The sequence below is a fragment of the Bacillus sp. D48C genome (assembly GCF_053345735.1).
The window spans coordinates 277,957-297,502 of the sequence record NZ_JBKFAQ010000002.1 but is presented as its reverse complement, the minus strand read 5'-3'; the positions used below and the strand labels follow the sequence as shown (position 1 = coordinate 297,502).

At 33.5% G+C, this 19,546-nt stretch carries 27 protein-coding genes; 21 read left to right on the top strand and 6 right to left on the bottom strand.

Annotated features, from left to right (window positions below; genetic code table 11):
- Nucleotides 1–254 precede the first annotated feature (254 nt).
- From ACLBXA_RS06685 to ACLBXA_RS06590, 20 genes are all read left to right on the top strand, one after another.
- Complete coding sequence (locus tag ACLBXA_RS06685; RefSeq protein WP_001067271.1) at nucleotides 255–1,076, top strand: hypothetical protein; 822 nt, start codon at nucleotides 255–257, stop codon at nucleotides 1,074–1,076.
- Between the two features lie 188 nt (nucleotides 1,077–1,264).
- On the top strand, nucleotides 1,265–1,654 hold the full coding sequence (locus tag ACLBXA_RS06680) for a VOC family protein (RefSeq protein WP_016077547.1): 390 nt from the start codon (nucleotides 1,265–1,267) through the stop codon (nucleotides 1,652–1,654).
- Between the two features lie 174 nt (nucleotides 1,655–1,828).
- Nucleotides 1,829–2,776, top strand: a complete 948-nt coding sequence (locus ACLBXA_RS06675) for a PLP-dependent cysteine synthase family protein (protein WP_000635842.1) — start codon at nucleotides 1,829–1,831, stop codon at nucleotides 2,774–2,776.
- 198 nt (nucleotides 2,777–2,974) lie between these two features.
- The gene (locus ACLBXA_RS06670) at nucleotides 2,975–3,658 is read left to right on the top strand and encodes a DNA alkylation repair protein (RefSeq protein ID WP_000478212.1); all 684 of its coding nucleotides are present in this window, start codon (nucleotides 2,975–2,977) and stop codon (nucleotides 3,656–3,658) included.
- Between the two features lie 16 nt (nucleotides 3,659–3,674).
- The gene (locus ACLBXA_RS06665) at nucleotides 3,675–4,376 is read left to right on the top strand and encodes a nucleotidyltransferase domain-containing protein (RefSeq protein WP_000802430.1); all 702 of its coding nucleotides are present in this window, start codon (nucleotides 3,675–3,677) and stop codon (nucleotides 4,374–4,376) included.
- 15 nt (nucleotides 4,377–4,391) lie between these two features.
- Complete coding sequence (locus ACLBXA_RS06660) at nucleotides 4,392–4,937, top strand: GNAT family N-acetyltransferase (RefSeq protein ID WP_001102493.1); 546 nt, start codon at nucleotides 4,392–4,394, stop codon at nucleotides 4,935–4,937.
- A 33-nt stretch (nucleotides 4,938–4,970) separates the two neighbouring features.
- Nucleotides 4,971–5,471, top strand: a complete 501-nt coding sequence (locus ACLBXA_RS06655; RefSeq protein WP_000620322.1) for a GNAT family N-acetyltransferase — start codon at nucleotides 4,971–4,973, stop codon at nucleotides 5,469–5,471.
- A 15-nt stretch (nucleotides 5,472–5,486) separates the two neighbouring features.
- The gene (locus tag ACLBXA_RS06650; protein ID WP_000653847.1) at nucleotides 5,487–6,008 is read left to right on the top strand and encodes a DinB family protein; all 522 of its coding nucleotides are present in this window, start codon (nucleotides 5,487–5,489) and stop codon (nucleotides 6,006–6,008) included.
- 70 nt (nucleotides 6,009–6,078) lie between these two features.
- Nucleotides 6,079–7,017, top strand: a complete 939-nt coding sequence (locus tag ACLBXA_RS06645) for a DMT family transporter (RefSeq protein WP_000644594.1) — start codon at nucleotides 6,079–6,081, stop codon at nucleotides 7,015–7,017.
- Nucleotides 7,018–7,073: 56 nt separating this feature from the next.
- The gene (locus ACLBXA_RS06640; RefSeq protein ID WP_001053229.1) at nucleotides 7,074–7,475 is read left to right on the top strand and encodes a GNAT family N-acetyltransferase; all 402 of its coding nucleotides are present in this window, start codon (nucleotides 7,074–7,076) and stop codon (nucleotides 7,473–7,475) included.
- 236 nt (nucleotides 7,476–7,711) lie between these two features.
- Nucleotides 7,712–8,509, top strand: coding sequence for an aminoglycoside N(3)-acetyltransferase (locus tag ACLBXA_RS06635; RefSeq protein ID WP_127726076.1), 798 nt, complete (start codon nucleotides 7,712–7,714; stop codon nucleotides 8,507–8,509).
- A gap of 15 nt (nucleotides 8,510–8,524) precedes the next feature.
- Nucleotides 8,525–9,214, top strand: coding sequence for a phosphopantothenoylcysteine decarboxylase domain-containing protein (locus tag ACLBXA_RS06630; protein WP_000676727.1), 690 nt, complete (start codon nucleotides 8,525–8,527; stop codon nucleotides 9,212–9,214).
- Between the two features lie 141 nt (nucleotides 9,215–9,355).
- Nucleotides 9,356–9,829, top strand: a complete 474-nt coding sequence (locus ACLBXA_RS06625) for a tetratricopeptide repeat protein (RefSeq protein WP_000400637.1) — start codon at nucleotides 9,356–9,358, stop codon at nucleotides 9,827–9,829.
- A gap of 12 nt (nucleotides 9,830–9,841) precedes the next feature.
- Nucleotides 9,842–10,897 (top strand): hypothetical protein, encoded by a 1,056-nt coding sequence (locus ACLBXA_RS06620; RefSeq protein WP_144514316.1) that lies wholly within the window; start codon nucleotides 9,842–9,844, stop codon nucleotides 10,895–10,897.
- A 173-nt stretch (nucleotides 10,898–11,070) separates the two neighbouring features.
- Complete coding sequence (locus ACLBXA_RS06615) at nucleotides 11,071–11,583, top strand: DUF402 domain-containing protein (RefSeq protein ID WP_001037871.1); 513 nt, start codon at nucleotides 11,071–11,073, stop codon at nucleotides 11,581–11,583.
- A gap of 181 nt (nucleotides 11,584–11,764) precedes the next feature.
- Nucleotides 11,765–12,520, top strand: coding sequence for an ABC transporter ATP-binding protein (locus ACLBXA_RS06610; protein ID WP_000218578.1), 756 nt, complete (start codon nucleotides 11,765–11,767; stop codon nucleotides 12,518–12,520).
- A 17-nt stretch (nucleotides 12,521–12,537) separates the two neighbouring features.
- Nucleotides 12,538–13,524 carry an aliphatic sulfonate ABC transporter substrate-binding protein gene (locus tag ACLBXA_RS06605; RefSeq protein ID WP_000276925.1) on the top strand — a complete coding sequence of 329 codons (987 nt, stop codon included), beginning with the start codon at nucleotides 12,538–12,540 and terminating at the stop codon, nucleotides 13,522–13,524.
- Nucleotides 13,525–13,540: 16 nt separating this feature from the next.
- Entirely contained in the window at nucleotides 13,541–14,389 is an 849-nt protein-coding gene (locus tag ACLBXA_RS06600; protein WP_000432136.1) for an ABC transporter permease, read from the top strand.
- Between the two features lie 76 nt (nucleotides 14,390–14,465).
- The gene (gene ssuD / locus ACLBXA_RS06595; RefSeq protein ID WP_000422253.1) at nucleotides 14,466–15,578 is read left to right on the top strand and encodes an FMNH2-dependent alkanesulfonate monooxygenase; all 1,113 of its coding nucleotides are present in this window, start codon (nucleotides 14,466–14,468) and stop codon (nucleotides 15,576–15,578) included.
- Nucleotides 15,579–15,773: 195 nt separating this feature from the next.
- The gene (locus ACLBXA_RS06590) at nucleotides 15,774–15,866 is read left to right on the top strand and encodes a putative holin-like toxin (RefSeq protein ID WP_001289320.1); all 93 of its coding nucleotides are present in this window, start codon (nucleotides 15,774–15,776) and stop codon (nucleotides 15,864–15,866) included.
- 228 nt (nucleotides 15,867–16,094) lie between these two features.
- On the opposite strand, the gene ACLBXA_RS06585 is transcribed toward ACLBXA_RS06590, so the two are convergent.
- A complete protein-coding gene (locus ACLBXA_RS06585) occupies nucleotides 16,095–16,916 on the bottom strand; it encodes an HNH endonuclease (RefSeq protein ID WP_000189714.1) in 822 nt (273 codons plus the stop codon).
- 149 nt (nucleotides 16,917–17,065) lie between these two features.
- On the opposite strand from ACLBXA_RS06585, the gene ACLBXA_RS06580 reads away from it, so the two are divergent.
- A complete protein-coding gene (locus tag ACLBXA_RS06580) occupies nucleotides 17,066–18,151 on the top strand; it encodes an AI-2E family transporter (RefSeq protein ID WP_000837892.1) in 1,086 nt (361 codons plus the stop codon).
- 240 nt (nucleotides 18,152–18,391) lie between these two features.
- Here the strand turns inward: ACLBXA_RS06580 and ACLBXA_RS06575 are convergent, their stop codons facing one another.
- From ACLBXA_RS06575 to ACLBXA_RS06555, 5 genes are read right to left on the bottom strand one after another with little or no spacing between them, the layout of a single operon-like run.
- Entirely contained in the window at nucleotides 18,392–18,532 is a 141-nt protein-coding gene (locus tag ACLBXA_RS06575; protein ID WP_000668498.1) for a YrzI family small protein, read from the bottom strand.
- 27 nt (nucleotides 18,533–18,559) lie between these two features.
- Nucleotides 18,560–18,700 carry a YrzI family small protein gene (locus tag ACLBXA_RS06570; protein ID WP_000669805.1) on the bottom strand — a complete coding sequence of 47 codons (141 nt, stop codon included), beginning with the start codon at nucleotides 18,698–18,700 and terminating at the stop codon, nucleotides 18,560–18,562.
- Nucleotides 18,701–18,726: 26 nt separating this feature from the next.
- Nucleotides 18,727–18,870: a YrzI family small protein gene (locus ACLBXA_RS06565; RefSeq protein WP_000668963.1), complete on the bottom strand. Its 144-nt coding sequence runs from the start codon at nucleotides 18,868–18,870 to the stop codon at nucleotides 18,727–18,729.
- Between the two features lie 28 nt (nucleotides 18,871–18,898).
- Nucleotides 18,899–19,042, bottom strand: a complete 144-nt coding sequence (locus tag ACLBXA_RS06560; RefSeq protein WP_000142727.1) for a YrzI family small protein — start codon at nucleotides 19,040–19,042, stop codon at nucleotides 18,899–18,901.
- Nucleotides 19,043–19,069: 27 nt separating this feature from the next.
- Nucleotides 19,070–19,210, bottom strand: a complete 141-nt coding sequence (locus tag ACLBXA_RS06555; protein WP_000156193.1) for a YrzI family small protein — start codon at nucleotides 19,208–19,210, stop codon at nucleotides 19,070–19,072.
- Nucleotides 19,211–19,546 lie beyond the last annotated feature (336 nt).

Sequence of the window (19,546 nt, the reverse complement as noted above, 5' to 3'; positions counted from 1 at the left end):
TTATGAAGATTTGCTCCTTCTTTTAACGATTAAAGGATTAAATATATTAGAAAGTTTTAATAAAATTAAAACTCTATTTTCTTGGAAGTAGGAAATAAAAAATTTATAGGAATTAGACTAAAGTCTTAAAACGAAAGGAGACTAATCATACTTTCGTATCACTTCATTTTCGTTCCAATTATTGATTCGAATATTTTTGTTTTTTATTAAAATATTGGTAAAGAAATAATTACATAAAAAAAAGGAGTGGGAATATGAATAATTATATTTGTACTACATGTGGAGTACAGTATCCCGAAAATGAAGAAGCACCTTCTCGTTGTAAAATTTGTAATGAGGAAAGACAATATGTTAATCCAATTGGGCAGTCATGGACAACATTAGAAACAATGCAAAATAGCAATTTATACAAAAACGAAATAATAAAAGAAGAAAGCGGTTTGTATAGCATTACTACTAAACCTAAATTTGCGATTGGACAAACAGCATTTTTAATACAAAGTAAAACTCTAAATGTTATGTGGGATTGCATTAGTTATTTAGATGATAAAACGATACAACGTATATATGATTTAGGTGGTATTCAAGCAATAGCACTTTCTCATCCACATTATTATTCTACACAAGTTAAATGGGCAGAAACATTCAATGTACCTATTTATATTCATGAAGATGATAAAGAGTGGGTGGTTCGTCCGAGTAAGCAAATTAAATTTTGGTCTGGGGAGCATCTTTTGTTATCGGAAGAACTTATATTACATCGCTTAGGAGGCCATTTTAAGGGCGGGACTGTTATACATTGGAAAGACGGTAATGAAGGGAAAGGTATTTTGTTATCAGGTGATATTATACAAGTAGTTTCGGATCAAAAATGGGTAAGTTTTATGTATAGTTATCCCAATCTTATTCCATTACCAGCGAATAAAGTTAGAGATATGGCAGAGAAAGTAAAAGATATCCAATTTAGTCGACTATATAATGCATTTCATGGTGTGGTGGAAGATGCAAATAAAGCTGTACAAAGATCTGCTGATCGGTATATAAAGGCCCTGCAAGGAGAACTATTTCATACGTAATAGCTTGTATTTCATCTCTACATTTATATAACTAATTTTATATGAATTTTATACGAAAGTCCTATTGTTTATTAACTTATAGGTCTTTCAACTTAGGAAGCTCACACTAATGAGGGATGTTAAAGGGAATATATGTAACCTATACTAATTACTATAAAGCTTTGGAAAATGAAAAGGAGGAGATTTGCATGAAGAATTGGGTTCAATTTAGAATTGCAAGACCAACAGATAAATTTGAAGAAGTGATAAGTTTTTATGAAACAGGATTAGGATTAAAACGTATAGGGGAATTTCACAATCATGAAGGATATGACGGGGTTATGTTTGGTTTACCAGATGAAGAATATCATTTGGAGTTTACTACACATGTTAATGGAAGTCCATGTCCGGCACCGACAAAAGATAATTTACTAGTTTTTTATATGCCTAATAAAGGTGAAATTGAAAAGATAGTGAATCGATTAAGTAATATGGGCTATCATGAGGTGGAACCAGAAAACCCGTATTGGATAGAGAAAGGAACCACAATAGAGGATCCAGATGGTTGGAGAATTGTGCTTATGAATGCATCTGAATAAAGAAACTATTATTATATGAAATAGAGTGTAACAAAATGATTTAGACATAAATCCCTACAGTGTTTGTAGGGATTTTTATATAAGAAAATCTTATTGAGAGAGTTATTAAAATGTAGAAAGATTTTGGCTAAGAGCAAATGTAATAAACATAATTTATGAAGGAGGTATAAAAGTATGATAGTAAAACATTTTAAAGAGTTTTCTAAACATGTTGGAAATACACCTCTCATGAAATTAGAATGCGAAGAAACGAAGAACCTTTCTATCTATGCTAAATGTGAATGGCATAATCCTACAGGATCAATTAAGGATAGGGCCGCACTTGGAATGATTAATAAATATTTACAAGAAGCGGACAAAAAACAAAATATTTTAGAGTATAGTGGTGGAAGCTTAGCGAGGTCAATTGGGTGTATTTGTAATTGTTTAGGGATTGAATGCACGTTAGTGTTAAGTTCTGCAACTGGTCAATCTCTATTAAATAAACTCAAATATTATGGTGCTAACGTAATCTTAGTTGATAAATGTAAGGGGTTTTACGCAGTAATTGAGAAGGCAATAGAGATTAGCAAACAAAATCCAGAATTATACTTTTTATTCCAACATTATAATAATGCAAATATAGTAAGTCATATTGAAGGTACAGGGCGAGAAATTATTGCACAAATGATTGGAAAACCAATACATGCATGGGTAGCATCTGCTGGTACTGGTGGAACTCTAATGGGAGGCTATACAGCAATAAAGAATTATACAAAAAATGTTGAACTACATTTAGTAATGCCTGCTGAATTGCCTTATGCTTCGGAACAACCACCAAATGATTTAAAGAAATATGCTGGATCAGGTGGGTTCGGCTTAGGAAGGAAACAACATTTCATAGAACAGGAAGAAAATTTGATAGAAAAACAATGGACTTATTCATATGAAGATACCCTGTATGAAATGGCACGTTTTTACAAAGATACTGGTATAAAAATAGGAACTTCTGCGGCAGCGAATTTATTAGCTGCTAAACAAATTGGGAAAGAAAAAGGTGCGAATTTTAATGTAGTTACAGTTTTTCCGGACGCAGGGTCAATAGAAGAGTGGTCAGATGTAAAAAAATTAGTTGAAAAATAGGGGATAGACCAAATGATAGAGAGGACCATCAAAAAACTGTATGTTTAACTGGTACAGTTTTTTGATGGTGTAGCTGTGCAATCTTTAGAAATTTCACATACCGTATTTTAAAAATAAATATAGGAAAACCAAAAAGTAATGTAGAATATATCGTGCATACATGTATAAAGTCAACATAAAAGATAAAGAGGTGGGTATATGTTTCTTGAGGAAGTAATGCAGCAACTAGAGAAATATGGAACAGAACAAAATCGTAAAACGTATAAAAACCACGGAGCGAAAGAGCCACTATTCGGAGTTAGTTTTGCGAATTTAAAATTGTTAAAAAAGAAGCTAAAAAAAGATCATGATTTAGCAGTTGAATTGTGGGAAACAAAAAATATGGACGCAATGACATTAGCAACTTATATTTTAGATCCGAAGAAAATAACGACAGAACAGCTTAATAGTTGGGTTCAGGATGTTGATTATTACTGTTTAATGGATCTTCTTATGACATCTATATGTACTTCGCCAATTGCAATAGAAAGAATGGAAGAGTGGACAAAGTTTAATGATGAATGGATTGGAAGAGCTGGCTGGTCTTTATTAGCAAATATAGCGATTAAAAATAAAGCGTTACATGATGATTTCTTCTCTCCGTACTTAGAAGAGATTAAAGAAAATATACATAATGAAAAAAATAGAAAAAAAGAAGCGATGAATAGTGCTTTAATCGCAATAGGAATTCGTAATGAAGATTTAGAGCGACAAACGATTGGAATTGCGCGTGAAATTGGAAAAGTAGAGGTTGATCACGGTGCGACATCATGTAAAACACCAGATGCAGAAAGCTATATAAAAAAAGCGAGAGAAAGAGCTGAAAAAAAGAAAGTGAAATAAGAAAAGAGGAACGGTTATGAAACCAATTGAAGCAGCACAAAACATAATTACATCACAATTTCCGAATTGTGATGTAGCTTTACTCGGCGGAAGCGTTGCACGAGGAGAAGCGACGAAAACATCTGACCTTGATATTGTAATAGTCGATCAAAGTTTAACTTCTTGTTATAGAGAATCTTTCTATAGTAATGGATGGCCTGTTGAGGTGTTTGTTCATAATTTTGAAACATATAAAACCTTTTTCAAAATGGATTGTGATCGAGGGAGACCTTCGTTACCACAATTAGTTTCAGAAGGGATTGCATTAAAAGGGGAAAAGGAAATTGTTGAGAAATTAAAAAAAGAAGCGAATGGTTTACTACATAAAGGACCAGATAAATGGACGGAAGAAACGATTAAGCAGAAGCGATATTTTATTACGGATACTTTAGATGACTTTATTGGTGCAACGAAAAGAGAAGAAGAATTGTTTATCGCTAATCTATTAGCGGATTTAGTACATGAATATGTATTAAGAGTAAATGGTAGGTGGCTTGGGAGTTCAAAATGGTTCATTAGAGTGCTAAGAAGGTATGATGAGCAATATGCAAACAAATTTGTAGCCGCTTTTGATCATTTTTATAAAACGGGAGAGAAAAATGAATTAATTCATTTTATAGAAAAGACGTTAGAACAGTATGGTGGAAGAGTGTTCGAAGGATTTTCTATTGGTAAATAAAAAGGGGAGAGAAAAATGAATGTACCATATGTTCAATTAAGAGAATTGACATTAGATGATGTAGAAGATCGCTATCAATGGTCATTAGATAGAGATGTAACAAAGCATTTAGTCGTACCAGATCAATATCCTCCGTTCACTCGTGAAGATACGAGAAACTGGATTGAAGCTTGTATAAGCCGAAAAAATGGTTATGAACAAAGGGCAATTGTTACTGAGAAAGGTATACATATTGGATGGGTAGACCTTAAAAATTTTGATAAAACAAATAAAAATGCAGAACTAGGAATTGCGATTGGAAATAAAGACTATTGGGGTAAAGGATTTGGAATGGCAGCTCTAAACAGCATGTTACATATAGGTTTTTCCCAGTTTGAATTGGAGAAAATTTGGTTACGTGTAGATGAAGATAATACACAAGCTAAAAAGAGTTATGAACATGCCGGATTTGTATGTGAAGGGTTAATGAGAAATGATCGATTGAGACAGGGGAAGTTCATTCATCGCTATCGTTACAGTATATTAAAAGAAGAGTATGAATTAAAAAATAATAACCTATAAAAATATTATGTAAATGAAAAAGGGGAAGATAAAATGATTCGATTACTTACAAAAGCGGATGCAAAACAATATTGGGAGTTACGTTTACAAGCACTACAAGTAAACCCAGAAGCATTTGTAACGACTTATGAAGAAGCAGTACGTCAAGAAAACCCTCTTGAACGCGTTGCTAGTAATCTTTCATCTAACAGTAGTTTTACATTTGGTGCTTTTAATAATGAAAATCGTTTAGTTGGGGTTGTTACTTTATTAACAGAAGAAAAGGATGCATATAAGCATAAAGGGCATATCGTTGCAATGTATGTAGATACTGAAAATCGAAGAAGTGGTCTTGCACGTGATTTAATACGTAAAGCAATTGAAAGGGCAAAAGAGATGAAGCTAGAGCAATTGAACTTAGGGGTTGTGTCAACGAACGAACCAGCCAAACGATTATATGAATCAATGGGATTTAAAACGTACGGAATTGAAAAAAGGGCTATAAAAATGAATGGTGTGTATAGTGATGATGAACATATGGTGTTGTTCTTTTAAGAGAGGAAGTTTAGCATGAAAGATCTCCATTTAGAAAGAAATATGGACCTTCAAGTAGCGATTTTGTATGCGACGGTTGCTGATACGTTTAATAGATTGCAAAGGTTAGTAGAAGGTACTGAAGAGAACGAACTATCCTATAAAGGGTCTGAAAATAATGAAAATAGTATTGGGCAGTTACTTCAGCATTTAGCAGTTGTCGATTTACATTGGGTGTATCGTTTCAAGGGAGAAGATGTTCCAACAACATTTGAAAATAAATATGGTCCTATGTTGAATGAAGTAGGAGAAATGCCGAGTTTAAGAAAATACACGTTGCAAGAGTTAATGCAAGATTATGAAGCAGTGCAAAAATTGTTTCATGAAGAATGTATGAAACTAACAGAAACTGATTTAACGCGGGAAGTTTTGTATGAAAAAGGGGAAACTGCGACTATAAGATGGGGAATTTGGCATATAGCAGATCATAATCGATATCATCAAGCACATATAAGTCGATTGAGGAAATTATATAGAGCTAGATTACATACAAGTTAAAGATTGTGAATTTTAATTATATTTATTTTGTTGTATAGTATTAGGGAGAAACTAAACAAGGGGTTTTACAATGAAAGCAATTGTTATAGGGATACTGGCATCATTTTTCTTTGCCTTTACCTTTGTTTTAAACCGGGCAATGGACTTAGAAGGTGGAAGCTGGATTTGGAGTGCATCATTACGGTATTATTTTATGGTTCCAATGCTATTACTTATTGTTATGTATAGAGGGAACTTAAAGCAACTCTTTCAATATATGAAAAACAATCCGAAAGAATGGTTAGTATGGAGTATCGTTGGATTTGGTCTCTTTTATGCACCGCTTAGTTTTGCTGGAGCGTTCGGACCAGGTTGGCTTGTTGCATCAACATGGCAAATTACAATCGTTGCAGGGATTTTGTTAACACCATTTTTTGCGGTGGATCCACTACATAAAAAACTTCCGATGAAGGAATTAGTTATGTCGGGTATTATTTTATTTGGTGTTGTTCTCATGCAAGTAGAACATGCTTCTTCATTAGGTATTCGTGAAACCGTTTTATGTGTAGTTCCTGTACTTATTGCAGCATTTGCGTATCCTCTTGGAAATCGAAAAATGATGCAAGTTTGTAAAGGGGAATTAGATGTATTTCAGCGAGTACTCGGTATGACATTAGCAAGTTTACCATTTTGGTTTTTATTATCTGGTTACGAAGTATCAACTGGCGGATTACCGTCAAGTAGCCAAGTTTTTCAATGTTTTATTGTAGCAGTTAGTTCGGGGTTAATCGCGACAGTATTATTTTTCTTTGCAACAGATCTTGTGAAAGATGATCCACAAAAACTAGCAACAGTGGAAGCGACGCAGTCTGGTGAAGTTTTATTTGCGCTAGTAGGAGAGCTGATCTGGTTATCTGCACCAATTCCGTCATCATTATCTTGGATTGGTATGAGTCTCGTTATTATTGGGATGATACTTCATAGTTATGTAGCTGTCGTTGTAAAAAAAGAAGAAAAAATAACGGCGTAATGAGACTAGCTCTTTTTATTAAGAGCTAGTATTTTTTCGTAGAAAGGGATGAAAGTATGAATTTACAACTTGTTGAACAACTTGAAAAAGATTCAATATTAAATGTGCTACAATATGCCGTCGGTCCAAATGAAATAAGCTTAAAGAAAGCAGTATTACTTTATCAAAATAATAAAGGGACTTTGTACAAATATGAAGAAAAAGCTTGTATAGGTATAGAAGTAATCGGAGCAACTAAAGCACGAGTATGTCATATAGCAGTGGATCCAGATTATCGTCAAAAAGGAATTGCACTGCAAATGATTAAAGAGGTTGTAAGAATATATCAATTGACTTATATAGAAGCAGAGACAGACGATGGGGCGGTAGAATTTTATAAAAGAATTGGTTTTCGAGTTAAAAGTTTAGGAGAAAAATATAAGGAAATCGAAAGATTTCATTGTTATTTGGAAAAATAGTATAAAAATATGCATATGGAGTATAGTCTGAAAAAATAAGATCTACATTTTTCTTCATTTCAAAAAACTCTCGTTCATCATTATCTACGATTTTAATAGAGTTTTGAGTCTTCAGTATAATAATATACATATTTTTGTAGTAATGAATATGATTAAGTTAAAAATTAAGAAAAATATGATAATATATTTATATAAAAGTTTAAATTTACATGGCTAGTGGGGGAACCAATATGAAAATGAATGATATAGTAGCAAGTACAAAATTTCCAAATACAATCGAAACAATAACAAAAGATTTAAAAGCATTAGGAATCGAAAAAGGAATGACAATTATCGTTCATTCATCACTAAGTTCTATCGGGTGGATATCTGGTGGTGCGGTTGCCGTAGTAGAAGCATTAATGAAAGTTGTTACGGAAGAAGGAACGATAATAATGCCAACGCAATCTTCGGATTTATCCGATCCGAAACATTGGTCAAGACCACCTGTACCGGAAGACTGGTGGCAAATTATCCGAGATAACGTCCCGGCATTTGATTCACGTATAACCCCAACAAGGGGAATGGGTGAAATAGTTGAATGTTTTCGTACATATCCGAATGTAGTACGTAGTAATCATCCGTTAGGAAGTTTTGCTGCATGGGGAAAACATGCAGTAGAAATAACAATGAACCATTCGTTATCAATGAGCTTTGGAGAAGAATCTCCATTAAGAAAAATATATGATTTAGACGGGTACGTATTATTAATTGGTGTTGGATATGATTCCAATACGTCTGTTCATTTATCCGAGGTGCGTACTGGTGCATGTGAGTTAATACAAGTAGGAGCACCTATTATAGAAAACGGTGAGAGAGTGTGGAAAGAGTTTGTTGAAATGGATTACGAATCTGAGAAGTTTGTTGAAATTGGTGTTGAGTTTGAGCGAAAAGGAACTGTAAAAAATGGGAAGATAGGGAATGCAACGTGTCGTCTAATGAAACAGCGTGATATAGTTGACTTTGGAACAGAATGGTTTCGTAAGAAAAATTAGTAAGGGATGGTTACAATGAAAGGGAAAAAGGTATTAATTACGAGCGGTGGTTGTCTAGAAAAATGGGATCAAGTACGCGGGCATACGAATATGGCTAAAGGTACAATCGGAAGGATAATCGCAGAAGAACTTCTAGCTAAAGGGGCACATGTTATATATTTACACGGTTATTTTGCGGAGAAACCGAGCGATGTACATAGAGGGTTAGAATTACATCCATTTGAAGGGATTGTTGATTTACAAGATAAAATGAAAAGTATCATCACACATGAAAAGGTTGATGCGGTTATTATGGCAGCGGCTGGATCAGATTGGATTGTGGAGAAGATCTGTGATCAAGATGGTAATGTTCTTAATATGAACGGAAAAATTTCAAGTGATATTGCACCGATTATTCACTTTCAAAAGGCTCCAAAAGTATTAAAACAAATAAAAGAATGGGACCCAGAAACAGTACTTATTGGTTTTAAACTTGAAAGTGATTTAAATGAAGAAGAACTGTTTGAAAGAGCGAAAAATAGAATGAAAGAAGCAAGGGCGAATGTAATGATTGCGAATTCACCACATTCTTTATATTCGCGCGGAGCTGTGCATTATGTAATTGGACAAGATGGTAAAGGGAAGTTGTGTAATGGGAAAGATGAAACAGCGAAAGAAATTGTCAAAAGCTTAGAGGTATTATGTAATCGTGTCACTGCTTTTTAAAATTAAGTTTTTAGATAAGAATGAATCCGCATAGTAATAAGTAAGCGAAACTTTAATTGGTGGGAATTTTACTTTTACACGAATGTGAAGCGTATATCAATCAAGAGCTATACACAGAATAATTGGTGAGGAGTGGATTCTATGGAACATTTATTAAAGCAAGCTATTAAACTTAGAAACGAAAAGAAATATGCGCAGTCTAAAGAGATGCTTATAGGATTAACAAACTTTACAAAGGATGCAGAAGTACTGTATCAGTGTGCGTGGATACATGATGTAATGGGGCTAGAAACAGAAGCAGTTCCGTATTATGAGCAGGCAATCGCAAATGGACTTGATGGCGAATCCCTTTGCGGTGCTTATATTGGTCTAGGAAGTACATACCGTTGTATAGGGGAATATGAAAAGGCAATTACAGTATTAGAAGCTGGGGTGAAAAAATTCCCAGAGAACGATCCGATGAAAGTATTTTTATCATTAGCAAAATATAACGTAAACGATCACGAGTCAGCGATGAAATTATTACTTGAAACTGTCGTGAAAGTAGAGGAAGTAAAAGAATTTGAACGTGCCATTTCATTTTATAAAGACCACTTAAATGAGGTTTTTAAATAAAGGAGTGAACGTATGAATGTTACACTATCGCGAAGGCGAAAAGGTATTTGGATTGGACTCGTCTCTTTAATTATGCTATCAAACTATTTATTGTATGCTCTTCCAATAGTACCAGCTGCGCCGAAAGAAGTTGTACTTGGGTCATTATTAGATTGCATGTTTGTCATTCCAATCATCACGTATTTCTTCATTATTCGAAAAAGGTACTCGTTAACGTATATAGTTCCTGTTGTAATAGCTGGTTATATTTTTGCAAGATTTATTATTCCAAGTGACTATTTACAAGATTTTTCATACGTTTCTTATATTATAGTTGCAGGAGAAATTGCTTTTGTATGTTTAGAGTTATTCCTTCTATATAAAATTGTTAGAAAGCTTCCTACCATAATAAAAAAATATAAAGAATATAAAAGTGAGTACTCTTCATTTTCTTATGCAATTGATGCTGCGTTTGACGCTACTATGAAAAGAAATAAATTAATAGATATCATTGTAACGGAGTGTAAGTTAATCTATTATGCATTTTTATCGTGGCGTGAAAAAGTACCAGAAGGTGAATACGTATACTCATATCACAAAAAGACTGGTGCAATAGGTGTATATATCATGATCATCCATGCGACCTTAATAGAAAGTATTGGTTTTCATTATTTGCTACACCAGTGGAATCCAGTAATAGCATGGATTTTACTTATTTTAAATGTATACGCGATGATTTATTTTATAGCTGAAATACAAGCGATGCGTAAAAATCCACTTATCGTAACAGAAGAACAAGTAATCATTCAAATTGGATTAGGAAAGAAAATTGTTATATCATTTACACAAATTGATAATATTGCGTTCTACAAGGATGAATTGCTAACGGCAAAAGAAGGGAAACAGGTATTGGATGCAACTGTTATGGATTTCATAAAAGAACCTGCTACTTTTGAAATAACATTAAAAGAGCCAGTGAAAGCACAGTTGTTATATGGATTTTCTAAAACAGTAAGTCGTGTGCACTTAAATGTTGATGAAGAACGAAAATTTTATGATGCGGTTAAGGAAAAGTTAAAACATGAGTAATAGTGCTGTTAGTTACATAAAAACAAATAAACTTCCGTTAGAAGTGAAAAACTCTTTCTAAATAAGAAGGAGTTTTTCTTGTATAAATCATTATATAAAAAACTATATACTTCTTTATCACTATATAAATGGATATAATTGAGGATAGAACTAGTGTAAGGGGAAACAAAATAATGAATAAGTTACTTACATCGAAAATTGAAATTATAGAAAGAAAAATCCGATATAACTCAACAATAGTAGATCACAAGTGTTTATTACTTGAAAAGCAATCACAAAGTATTGTTTTATTTCACGAGGTGCAGTATTCATTTACAATGACTGCAAATGATACTAAGCTAACAATCCCAAAAGGGAGTTATACAATCGCATATTACTGGAAAGATTGTCCGTACAATTTATACGTATGGAGAGATATAAAAGGGAAGTATTTAGGTTCCTATTTTAATATCGTAAAAAATACACAAATAAAAGACGAAGTGGTTTCCTTCGAAGATTTAATCATTGATATTATGGTACTTCCAAATGGAGAATACTTCATATTAGATGAGGATGAATTACCAGAACCATTAGGAAATTTCGAAGGTGGTTATGTGAAGGAAGCTCTTTATATATTAATGGATACAATTAAAACGTTCCTTCCAAAAATAATAAAAGGGACTGCTGATATCTTTAAAAATAAATAATGTTCGCTAAAACCCAGTTGACTTATCGGAAATATTTGTATAATATGTACTTAATTCCATAACGTATTGCTGATTGGAGAAACCAAAGGCATTTTATCTGTTGATAAAATGCCTTTGGTTTTTTTATTGCACAAATACTGAATCTGTTCATTTATATGAATCATTTTAAGGAGGGGAAGAAATGACTGTTTCAATTGATGGGGTATCAAAATATTTTTTGAAACAAACTGGTACTGTTCAAGTATTAGAGAATATTAATTTTCAATTAGAGAAAGGGGATTTTGTTACAGTAATTGGTCCGAGTGGGTGCGGAAAAAGTACATTACTAAAAATTGTTGCAGGTCTAGATAATGATTTTGAAGGTGAAGTTATTATTGACGGGGAGCCTATCTTAAAAACGAGCAAGAAACAAGGTTTTATTTTTCAAGAGCATAGGCTTTTTCCATGGTTAACAGTTGAAGAAAATATAGCGGCAGATTTGTCGTTAAAAGATAAGTATGTGAAAGATAAGGTGAGAGAATGGGTTGAAATCGTTCGGTTAGATGGCTTTGAAAAATCGTATCCGAAAGAAATTTCAGGCGGGATGTCACAACGTGTTGCGATAGCGAGAGCGTTATTAAGAGATCCGAATGTATTATTACTTGATGAACCTTTTGGAGCGCTGGATGCTTTTACTCGAAGTCATTTACAAGAAGTATTGCTGAATATTTGGGAGCAGAAGAAAACAACAATGATATTCGTTACACATGATATAGACGAAGCGATATATCTTTCAAACCGAATTATCATTATGAGTGCAAAACCAGGGAAAATACATAAAGTGATTGAAAATAATTTGCCTTATCCGCGAAATAAAACTTCTCAATCGTTCCAACAACTTCGAACGAAAGTATTACAGCAGTTTGAATATGGAGGGTTGATTCAAACAAGTATATAGGAAAAGGGTGATTTTATATGTATAAAAAATTTAAAGTTCTTTCTTTTGCTTTAGCTATATCAGTATGTTTATTAGGATGCGAAAAAAGTACAGCAAGTAGTAAGAAAGAAGATGTAACAATACAAATTGGTATACAGCAAGGATTAAGCCCGCTATTACTAGCAAAGAAAAAGGGATGGTTTGAAGAGGAGTTTAAAAAAGAAGGAGTTAAAGTGAAATGGACAGAGTTCCAAAGTGGACCTCCTTATTTTGAAGCAATCGCATCAAACCGGTTAGACTTTGGTGAAGTAGGGAATTCTCCAGTCATTTCAGCGCAAGCAGCAGGTATTGGATTTACCGAAATCGCCAATACAAGTTATGCGAGAAAAGGAACTGGAATTCTCGTTCAAAAAGATAGCAAGATTGCGAGTGTAAAGGATTTAAAAGGTAAAAAAATTGCAGTAGCAAAAGGAAGTAGTGCCTTTAATTTATTGTATCGAGCACTTGATAAAGAAGGTATTGATGCAAAAGATGTAAATGTCATTCAATTACAACCAGATGAAGCGCAGCCTGCATTCGAATCAGGATCAGTAGATGCATGGGCGATTTGGGACCCTTTCATATCATTACATACGTTAAATAAAGGTGCGAAGGTGATTGCAGACGGTGAAACATTAAATGTCTCTTCACCAGAATTTTTAATTACGAGGACAAAATTTGCGAAAGAACATCCAGAATTAGTTGAGAAATTCCTCAAAGTTTATGAGAAAGCACGTGTATGGCAAGATGCTAACTTAGATGAAGCAATAAAAGTATACACTTCTGTAAAAAAGATAGATGCAGAGATTGTAAAAGAAGTGTTTAATCACGACAAACCAATTTTAGTTCCGGTAACGAAGGAAATAATAGCAGAACAACAAAAGACAGCGGATTTTCAATATAAGCTCGGTTCTATAAAGAAAGAAATTAAGACGGAAAAAGTTGTAGATAATTCTTTCGTAGAAAAAGCATTGAAAGCGAAGTGAAAAGAGGTTTTGTAAAGTGGAAAATACGAAAGCTGTTATGAAACCAGCGAGTATAACGATTAAGAAAAATGGCATAAAGAAGGTACGAAAGTTAAATGTAAAAGTTTTAGTAAGGGCGATTACTATACCGGTTATTATATTAATAATTTGGCAGTTGGCTGGCGTATTCGGTCTTGTTTCTAAAACAGTTTTACCAACACCATTAGATATTTTTCTAGCTTTCCAAGAGCTTATTAAAACAGGAGAGTTATTCGGCCATTTAAGTATTAGTGTATTCAGGGCTGCGGCTGGTTTCTTTATTGGTGGGGGCTTAGGAATCATTTTAGGAACGATTGTTGGATTTTCAACGAGAAGTGAGCAATATTTAGACCCATCTGTGCAAATGTTAAGAACTGTACCTCATTTAGCTGTTGCGCCGCTTTTCGTATTATGGTTCGGTTTTGGTGAAACATCGAAAGTGCTATTAATTGCAGATGGTGCATTTTTTCCTTTATACGTAAACGCATTTTTAGGTATTAGAGGTGTGGATTCAAAGTTATTTGATGTTGCGAGAGTGTTAGAGTTTAGCAAAAGAAAACTAATTACGAAACTAATTTTACCATCTGCATTGCCTAACCTTTTACTAGGAGCAAGGTTATCGTTAGGTGTTGCATGGGTGAGTTTAGTAGTAGCAGAACTTATGGGATCTACAGAAGGTATTGGTTATATGATTATGGATGCAAGGCAATTTTCAAATACAGATATCGTATTTGTCGGCATAATTATCTTTGCATTTGTTGGGAAGTTTTCTGACTCTCTAGTACGTTTACTAGAAGTGAAGTTTTTAAGATGGCGAGATAATTTTAAAGGTGAGACTAGGAATTAACATATAAATTATTAGGGGTAATTTATATAGAATTTGTTAGTATACGTTTCAAAATAAATAAGGGGTGTGTAAAGGTATGGAATTATTATGGTTTATTCCGGCTTATGGAGATGGTCGATATTTAGGAACGACAAAACGAGGAAGAGCAGCTGAATATGGTTATTATAAGCAAGTTGCTGCGGCAGCTGATTATTTAGGATATACGGGTGTTTTACTTCCAACTGGTCAAGGATGTGAAGACCCTTGGGTGTTAGCTTCAGCTCTTGCTGCTGAAACAGAAAAACTAAAATTTTTAGTAGCAGTGAGACCAGGACTAATGTCACCTACAGTTGCAGCGAGGATGGCATCTACATTTGATAGAATTTCAGATGGGAGACTACTTATTAATGTAGTAGCTGGAGGAGATCCAGTTGAACTACAAGGAGATGGATTATATCTTGAGCATGATGAAAGATATGAAGCAGCGGATGAATTTTTAAAAGTTTGGAAATCGACATTGCAAGGTGAAACGATCTCTTTAGAAGGAAAACATATTCAAGTTACAGATAGTAAAGTTGTATTCCCGCCAGTTCAAACACCATATCCTCCTATATATTTCGGAGGATCATCAGCTGCTGGAAAAGAAGTAGCAGCTGAACATAGTGATGTATATTTAACGTGGGGAGAGCCACCAGAGCAAGTGAAAGAGAAAATAGAAGAAGTAAGAAAACTTGCAGAAGAGAAGGGGCGTACAGTACGATTTGGCATTAGATTACACGTAATTGTAAGAGAAACAGAAGAAGAAGCGTGGGAAGAGGCAGAACGTTTAATTCAATATGTGGATAATGAAACAATTGAGCTTGCTCAAAAGACATTTGCAAGATATGATTCGGTTGGTCAAAAGAGGATGACACATTTAAATAAAGGTACGAGAGAGTCGTTAGAGATAAGCCCTAATTTATGGGCTGGAATCGGACTTGTAAGAGGTGGGGCAGGTACTGCACTTGTAGGCAATCCACATACAGTAGCAGAAAGGATAAAAGAATATGAATCGTTAGGAATTGATACGTTTGTTTTATCAGGATATCCGCATTTAGAAGAAGCGTATGAAGTGGCAGAATTGTTATTCCCATTATTGAAAAACGAGAAGAAAGAAGAAAATAAAATGGTTGGTGAAATGATTGCTGATGCATATGCATTAAAAAAATAGTGAGAAATAAAGTTTCACCTATTTATTGCTTTATTTTGTTTACTGCCTGTTAATACGGGATAAAAAACCCGCAAGTTATTCGCTTGCGGGTTTTCATCGTAAATTATTAGAAAATATGGTAAAATTAAAGGGTAACTTAAGGTGCGGTTGGTTGTTCAATTATCACTTCTCCGAGTAGGAGGGGGGTGATAATACGTGAGTGAAATAGCGTTGCTACTGCAAGGTGGACTGTTTCTCGTTGCATTGTTAACGTTCGTCGTCGTTTTAATAGACAAGCTCAAAAAATAACAACCCACCTATGCTTATAGAATGTGGGTTGTTTTGTTTGTAAGAAACAAATAGGATAAATGAACAATCCAATCTGCTAAGTTACGTGGACTAGTGTGTAGCCGCACACTAGTCTTTTTTATTTATATACAATTTATAATTGGTTTATGTGATTGTATTGTTCTTTTCATACTCATTATAACACAGTGTCTTTTCATCAAGAAAGGAGACCGTATGTTCTGGTTTCTGTTATATAGTAGGTGCTTTTTCTTTAAACAGCCCATCCATATACTGTTTTAAACTTTGGACATAAAATTTCTGCGTATTCACATTATTTACACCGACAATCGGCGATGGAAGGTCAAATCTTTTTTCTGATAAATGAACGACAACATCAAAGATGTCAAACAAACGAATGAAGCAAAACAGGCCGTCTTTATCGCTAAGTAAAATAAAGTAATGATTTTCACTACTTGTATTTAGCGTATTCCATAAAGAACTTTTGCTTAAATCACGTACAATGCTTTTTTCTTTTAGTTCCACGAAATCTGCATTGGAGAGAATGGTAGAAATATCAATTGCATCTTGATCTTCAAAGTAGCCGTCAACTGCTTGTACAGCGAATGTATAAGCCATTTTTAATACACTCATTTTATATTTACGGTTATCTAATAGTAATTCACGTTGAATAGAACTCGCTACTTTCGTTACACGTTCCTCTTTCCAAATTTCATTATGTAAGGAAATATCGTGCTTTTTACATAGTTTCATAATTAATGCATTAGAATAAAGAATCTCGTCGCTTACTTCGACAACATCAGTCTCAGCAGCCGCAAGTTCCTCACCGTGCTCATTCGTATAGAGTGGGGAATCAATTTGTCTTTTCATTTGTTCAATCTTAAATTGACTCAATTTATGCCTAATTAAAGGACGATCAATATTTGTTGTCATTTGTTCATGACAAGTATCACAAATTGAGTTTGTGAAATAATATCCACATAATATTTCTGGAATGACATATTGTTCACTAAGTTCTTTCGTATCTTTTCTGCAAATGATGCATTGTGTCATTTTTATCACCTTTACCTGCAAATTTGTATGTAATCTCATTGTAGTGTATTTATCGGTATTTTGGAATATTGTAAAGGAAAATATTATGTGAAATTCATACTTATTTTGGTACAATGAAGAGAAGTGCTAGTTTAAAGGAGGCCGTTTTTTTGAAATCAAAAGTGCACTTTTGGACATTAGAAGTGCTAATGGTTGTAGGAATCATATTTATTTGCACAAAAATATCATTTTTATTTCAACCGATTGGTATCTTCATATCAACATTATTTTTCCCAATCTTAATCGCGCTTTTTTTATACTTCATATTTAATCCTGTATTAATCTTTTTGGAGAATAAAAAAGTACCTAGAAATTTAGCGATATTACTGTTATATCTTTTTATCATAACATTAACTGCGGTTGGCGTTGGAGTAGTTGTTCCTACGATTTCACAACAGCTAATGGACTTAGTGAAAAATATGCCAGGCTACATAAAAGAGGGAAAAGTATACATACAAGAATTATCACATCATAGGTTGTTTGAATGGTTATCTACACAAAACTACGTTTCCATTGAAACAATTGAAAAAAATGCGATTGAATACTTAAAAGATATACCAAATACAATTACGTCGAGTGCAACGGCTTTATTTGGTATTATCACGAACGTTGCATTAGTTGTATTTACTGTACCGTTCATTTTATTTTACATGTTTAAAGATGGACATGCCTTTCCAGGAAAAGCGGTAAGTTTATTACCAGAGTCTTACCGTGAAGAGGGGCTTCGTATCATTAAGGAAACGAACGAAACATTATCTGCATATATTCAAGGGCAAGCGCTCGTTTGTATATTTGTAGGTGCGTTTACTTTTATCGGTTATTTAATTATCGATTTACCGTACGCTTTCGTTTTAGGAATTATTGCAGCATTTACAAACATCATTCCTAACTTAGGTCCATTTATTGGGGCAGCGCCAGCTGTTATTGTAGGACTGTTCGTATCTCCGATGCAAGCCTTATACGTAATTATTATCGTAACAATTGTACAACAGTTTGAAAGTAATATTATTTCACCACGTATTATGAGCTCGAAATTAAACATCCACCCATTAACAATTATTATCCTAATTTTAGGGGTAGGTAACTTTGCTGGAATCATCGGAATGATTTTAGCAGTACCAGTTTATGCAGTAACAAAAACAGTTGTTTCGAACTTAGTGAGATTGTTTAAGACGAAGAGAAGTAATCGGAAATAGTAAAACCTGAGAAAGATACACCGCTTTTTAAGTGGTGTATCTTTTGTTTATAAAAAATAATTAAAAGTGGGTTGATTTGATTTTATTATATATTTTTTATACATCAAATTCAGTGATGAACTTGTGTGATATAAGGCTCTATAAAACTATGTGGAATCCCTCTGAACTATCCAAATCATTTCCTTACAGCACGCTATCAACATCAAAATCGACTCCTTTCAATTCTATATAGTTAAACGATTAAAGGTGAGTGTAGTATTTGCTTCTACGATCTCGAATTTCATTAATAACTTGTTTATATTGTCTTTCTTGTTTTAATTCATTTTGAGATATTGTTTCTTTTTGAATCGTAATCGTTAAAAAGAAAAGGTGAAACTTCATATGTGAATTCCTCCTTTCGAATTGGAATTACAGATGACTACAGTAATGACTTTGTCTTTCTTTTACAGAATCCATAGCTTGATTAATTTGTCGTTCATGAAGCATTTCAGACTCAGAAAATTTATTTTTTTGAATGGTAATGGTTAAAAAGAATACTTTAAATTTCATTGGATAATTACCCCTTTATAAGTGATTTAGAAAAGACGAGTGTAATAAGAAGATTGGCGCTCTTTTACTTCGTCCATAATGTTTTGGATGTGTTGCTCACGTAAAATCTCTTTCTGTGAAAGCTTACGTTTTTGAATGGTGATTGTTAAAAAGAATGCTTTAAATTTCATGAATATATTACCCCTTTAAAATATATTTTTAATACATTTGAGTGTAGTATGAACTTTTAATGTCAGTTATTTTATCAGTCAGTTGTTTTAACTGTTGTTTACGAATGATTTCAGTTTCAGATAAAGTATTTTTTTGAAGCACAGTCGTAAAAAAGAAAATATGAAAAGTCATAAATGAATTCCTCCTTTCGAAAAGGAATTACAGGTGATCACAGTAAAGTGCTTGGCGCTCCTTAACATCATTCATAGCTTTTTCAATTTGCTCATTATGAAGAATTTCATCTTTGGAAATTGTATTTCTTTGAATCGTAATACTTAAAAACAATACGCTAATAGTCATTGAATGTTGCTCCTTTCTTAGAAAAATAATGTAAGAGACTAAAAAAACCGCGCAAAAAAACCACAGGAAGATACAGTTCTCCTATGGCGGGGCGTGAAAAAGCCACAGGAAAGTATACGACCTCCTGTGGCGAATTTATGAATTAAATGAAATAAAGTACGATTTTCAATTCTCCATTAGGGTGGTCGAATTCATATTTAATTGTCCAGAAAACACAGGTGCAGTTAACGCTAAAGTTAATGCATGTAATTGTAATTTCATCATTTCCTTCGACCTCCTTTTAGAATTTTTTTCTTACGTTAGTAAGTATATACAATTAATGGATAATTGTAAACA

Coding starts and splice junctions, on each gene's coding strand:
- ACLBXA_RS06685 (WP_001067271.1), top strand. CDS start 255: ATGAATAATTATATTTGTACTACATGTGGAGTACAGTATCCCGAAAAT.
- ACLBXA_RS06680 (WP_016077547.1), top strand. CDS start 1,265: ATGAAGAATTGGGTTCAATTTAGAATTGCAAGACCAACAGATAAATTT.
- ACLBXA_RS06675 (WP_000635842.1), top strand. CDS start 1,829: ATGATAGTAAAACATTTTAAAGAGTTTTCTAAACATGTTGGAAATACA.
- ACLBXA_RS06670 (WP_000478212.1), top strand. CDS start 2,975: ATGTTTCTTGAGGAAGTAATGCAGCAACTAGAGAAATATGGAACAGAA.
- ACLBXA_RS06665 (WP_000802430.1), top strand. CDS start 3,675: ATGAAACCAATTGAAGCAGCACAAAACATAATTACATCACAATTTCCG.
- ACLBXA_RS06660 (WP_001102493.1), top strand. CDS start 4,392: ATGAATGTACCATATGTTCAATTAAGAGAATTGACATTAGATGATGTA.
- ACLBXA_RS06655 (WP_000620322.1), top strand. CDS start 4,971: ATGATTCGATTACTTACAAAAGCGGATGCAAAACAATATTGGGAGTTA.
- ACLBXA_RS06650 (WP_000653847.1), top strand. CDS start 5,487: ATGAAAGATCTCCATTTAGAAAGAAATATGGACCTTCAAGTAGCGATT.
- ACLBXA_RS06645 (WP_000644594.1), top strand. CDS start 6,079: ATGAAAGCAATTGTTATAGGGATACTGGCATCATTTTTCTTTGCCTTT.
- ACLBXA_RS06640 (WP_001053229.1), top strand. CDS start 7,074: ATGAATTTACAACTTGTTGAACAACTTGAAAAAGATTCAATATTAAAT.
- ACLBXA_RS06635 (WP_127726076.1), top strand. CDS start 7,712: ATGAATGATATAGTAGCAAGTACAAAATTTCCAAATACAATCGAAACA.
- ACLBXA_RS06630 (WP_000676727.1), top strand. CDS start 8,525: ATGAAAGGGAAAAAGGTATTAATTACGAGCGGTGGTTGTCTAGAAAAA.
- ACLBXA_RS06625 (WP_000400637.1), top strand. CDS start 9,356: ATGGAACATTTATTAAAGCAAGCTATTAAACTTAGAAACGAAAAGAAA.
- ACLBXA_RS06620 (WP_144514316.1), top strand. CDS start 9,842: ATGAATGTTACACTATCGCGAAGGCGAAAAGGTATTTGGATTGGACTC.
- ACLBXA_RS06615 (WP_001037871.1), top strand. CDS start 11,071: ATGAATAAGTTACTTACATCGAAAATTGAAATTATAGAAAGAAAAATC.
- ACLBXA_RS06610 (WP_000218578.1), top strand. CDS start 11,765: ATGACTGTTTCAATTGATGGGGTATCAAAATATTTTTTGAAACAAACT.
- ACLBXA_RS06605 (WP_000276925.1), top strand. CDS start 12,538: ATGTATAAAAAATTTAAAGTTCTTTCTTTTGCTTTAGCTATATCAGTA.
- ssuD (WP_000422253.1), top strand. CDS start 14,466: ATGGAATTATTATGGTTTATTCCGGCTTATGGAGATGGTCGATATTTA.
- ACLBXA_RS06585 (WP_000189714.1), bottom strand. CDS start 16,916: ATGACACAATGCATCATTTGCAGAAAAGATACGAAAGAACTTAGTGAA.
- ACLBXA_RS06575 (WP_000668498.1), bottom strand. CDS start 18,532: ATGAAGTTTCACCTTTTCTTTTTAACGATTACGATTCAAAAAGAAACA.
- ACLBXA_RS06570 (WP_000669805.1), bottom strand. CDS start 18,700: ATGAAATTTAAAGTATTCTTTTTAACCATTACCATTCAAAAAAATAAA.
- ACLBXA_RS06565 (WP_000668963.1), bottom strand. CDS start 18,870: ATGAAATTTAAAGCATTCTTTTTAACAATCACCATTCAAAAACGTAAG.
- ACLBXA_RS06560 (WP_000142727.1), bottom strand. CDS start 19,042: ATGACTTTTCATATTTTCTTTTTTACGACTGTGCTTCAAAAAAATACT.
- ACLBXA_RS06555 (WP_000156193.1), bottom strand. CDS start 19,210: ATGACTATTAGCGTATTGTTTTTAAGTATTACGATTCAAAGAAATACA.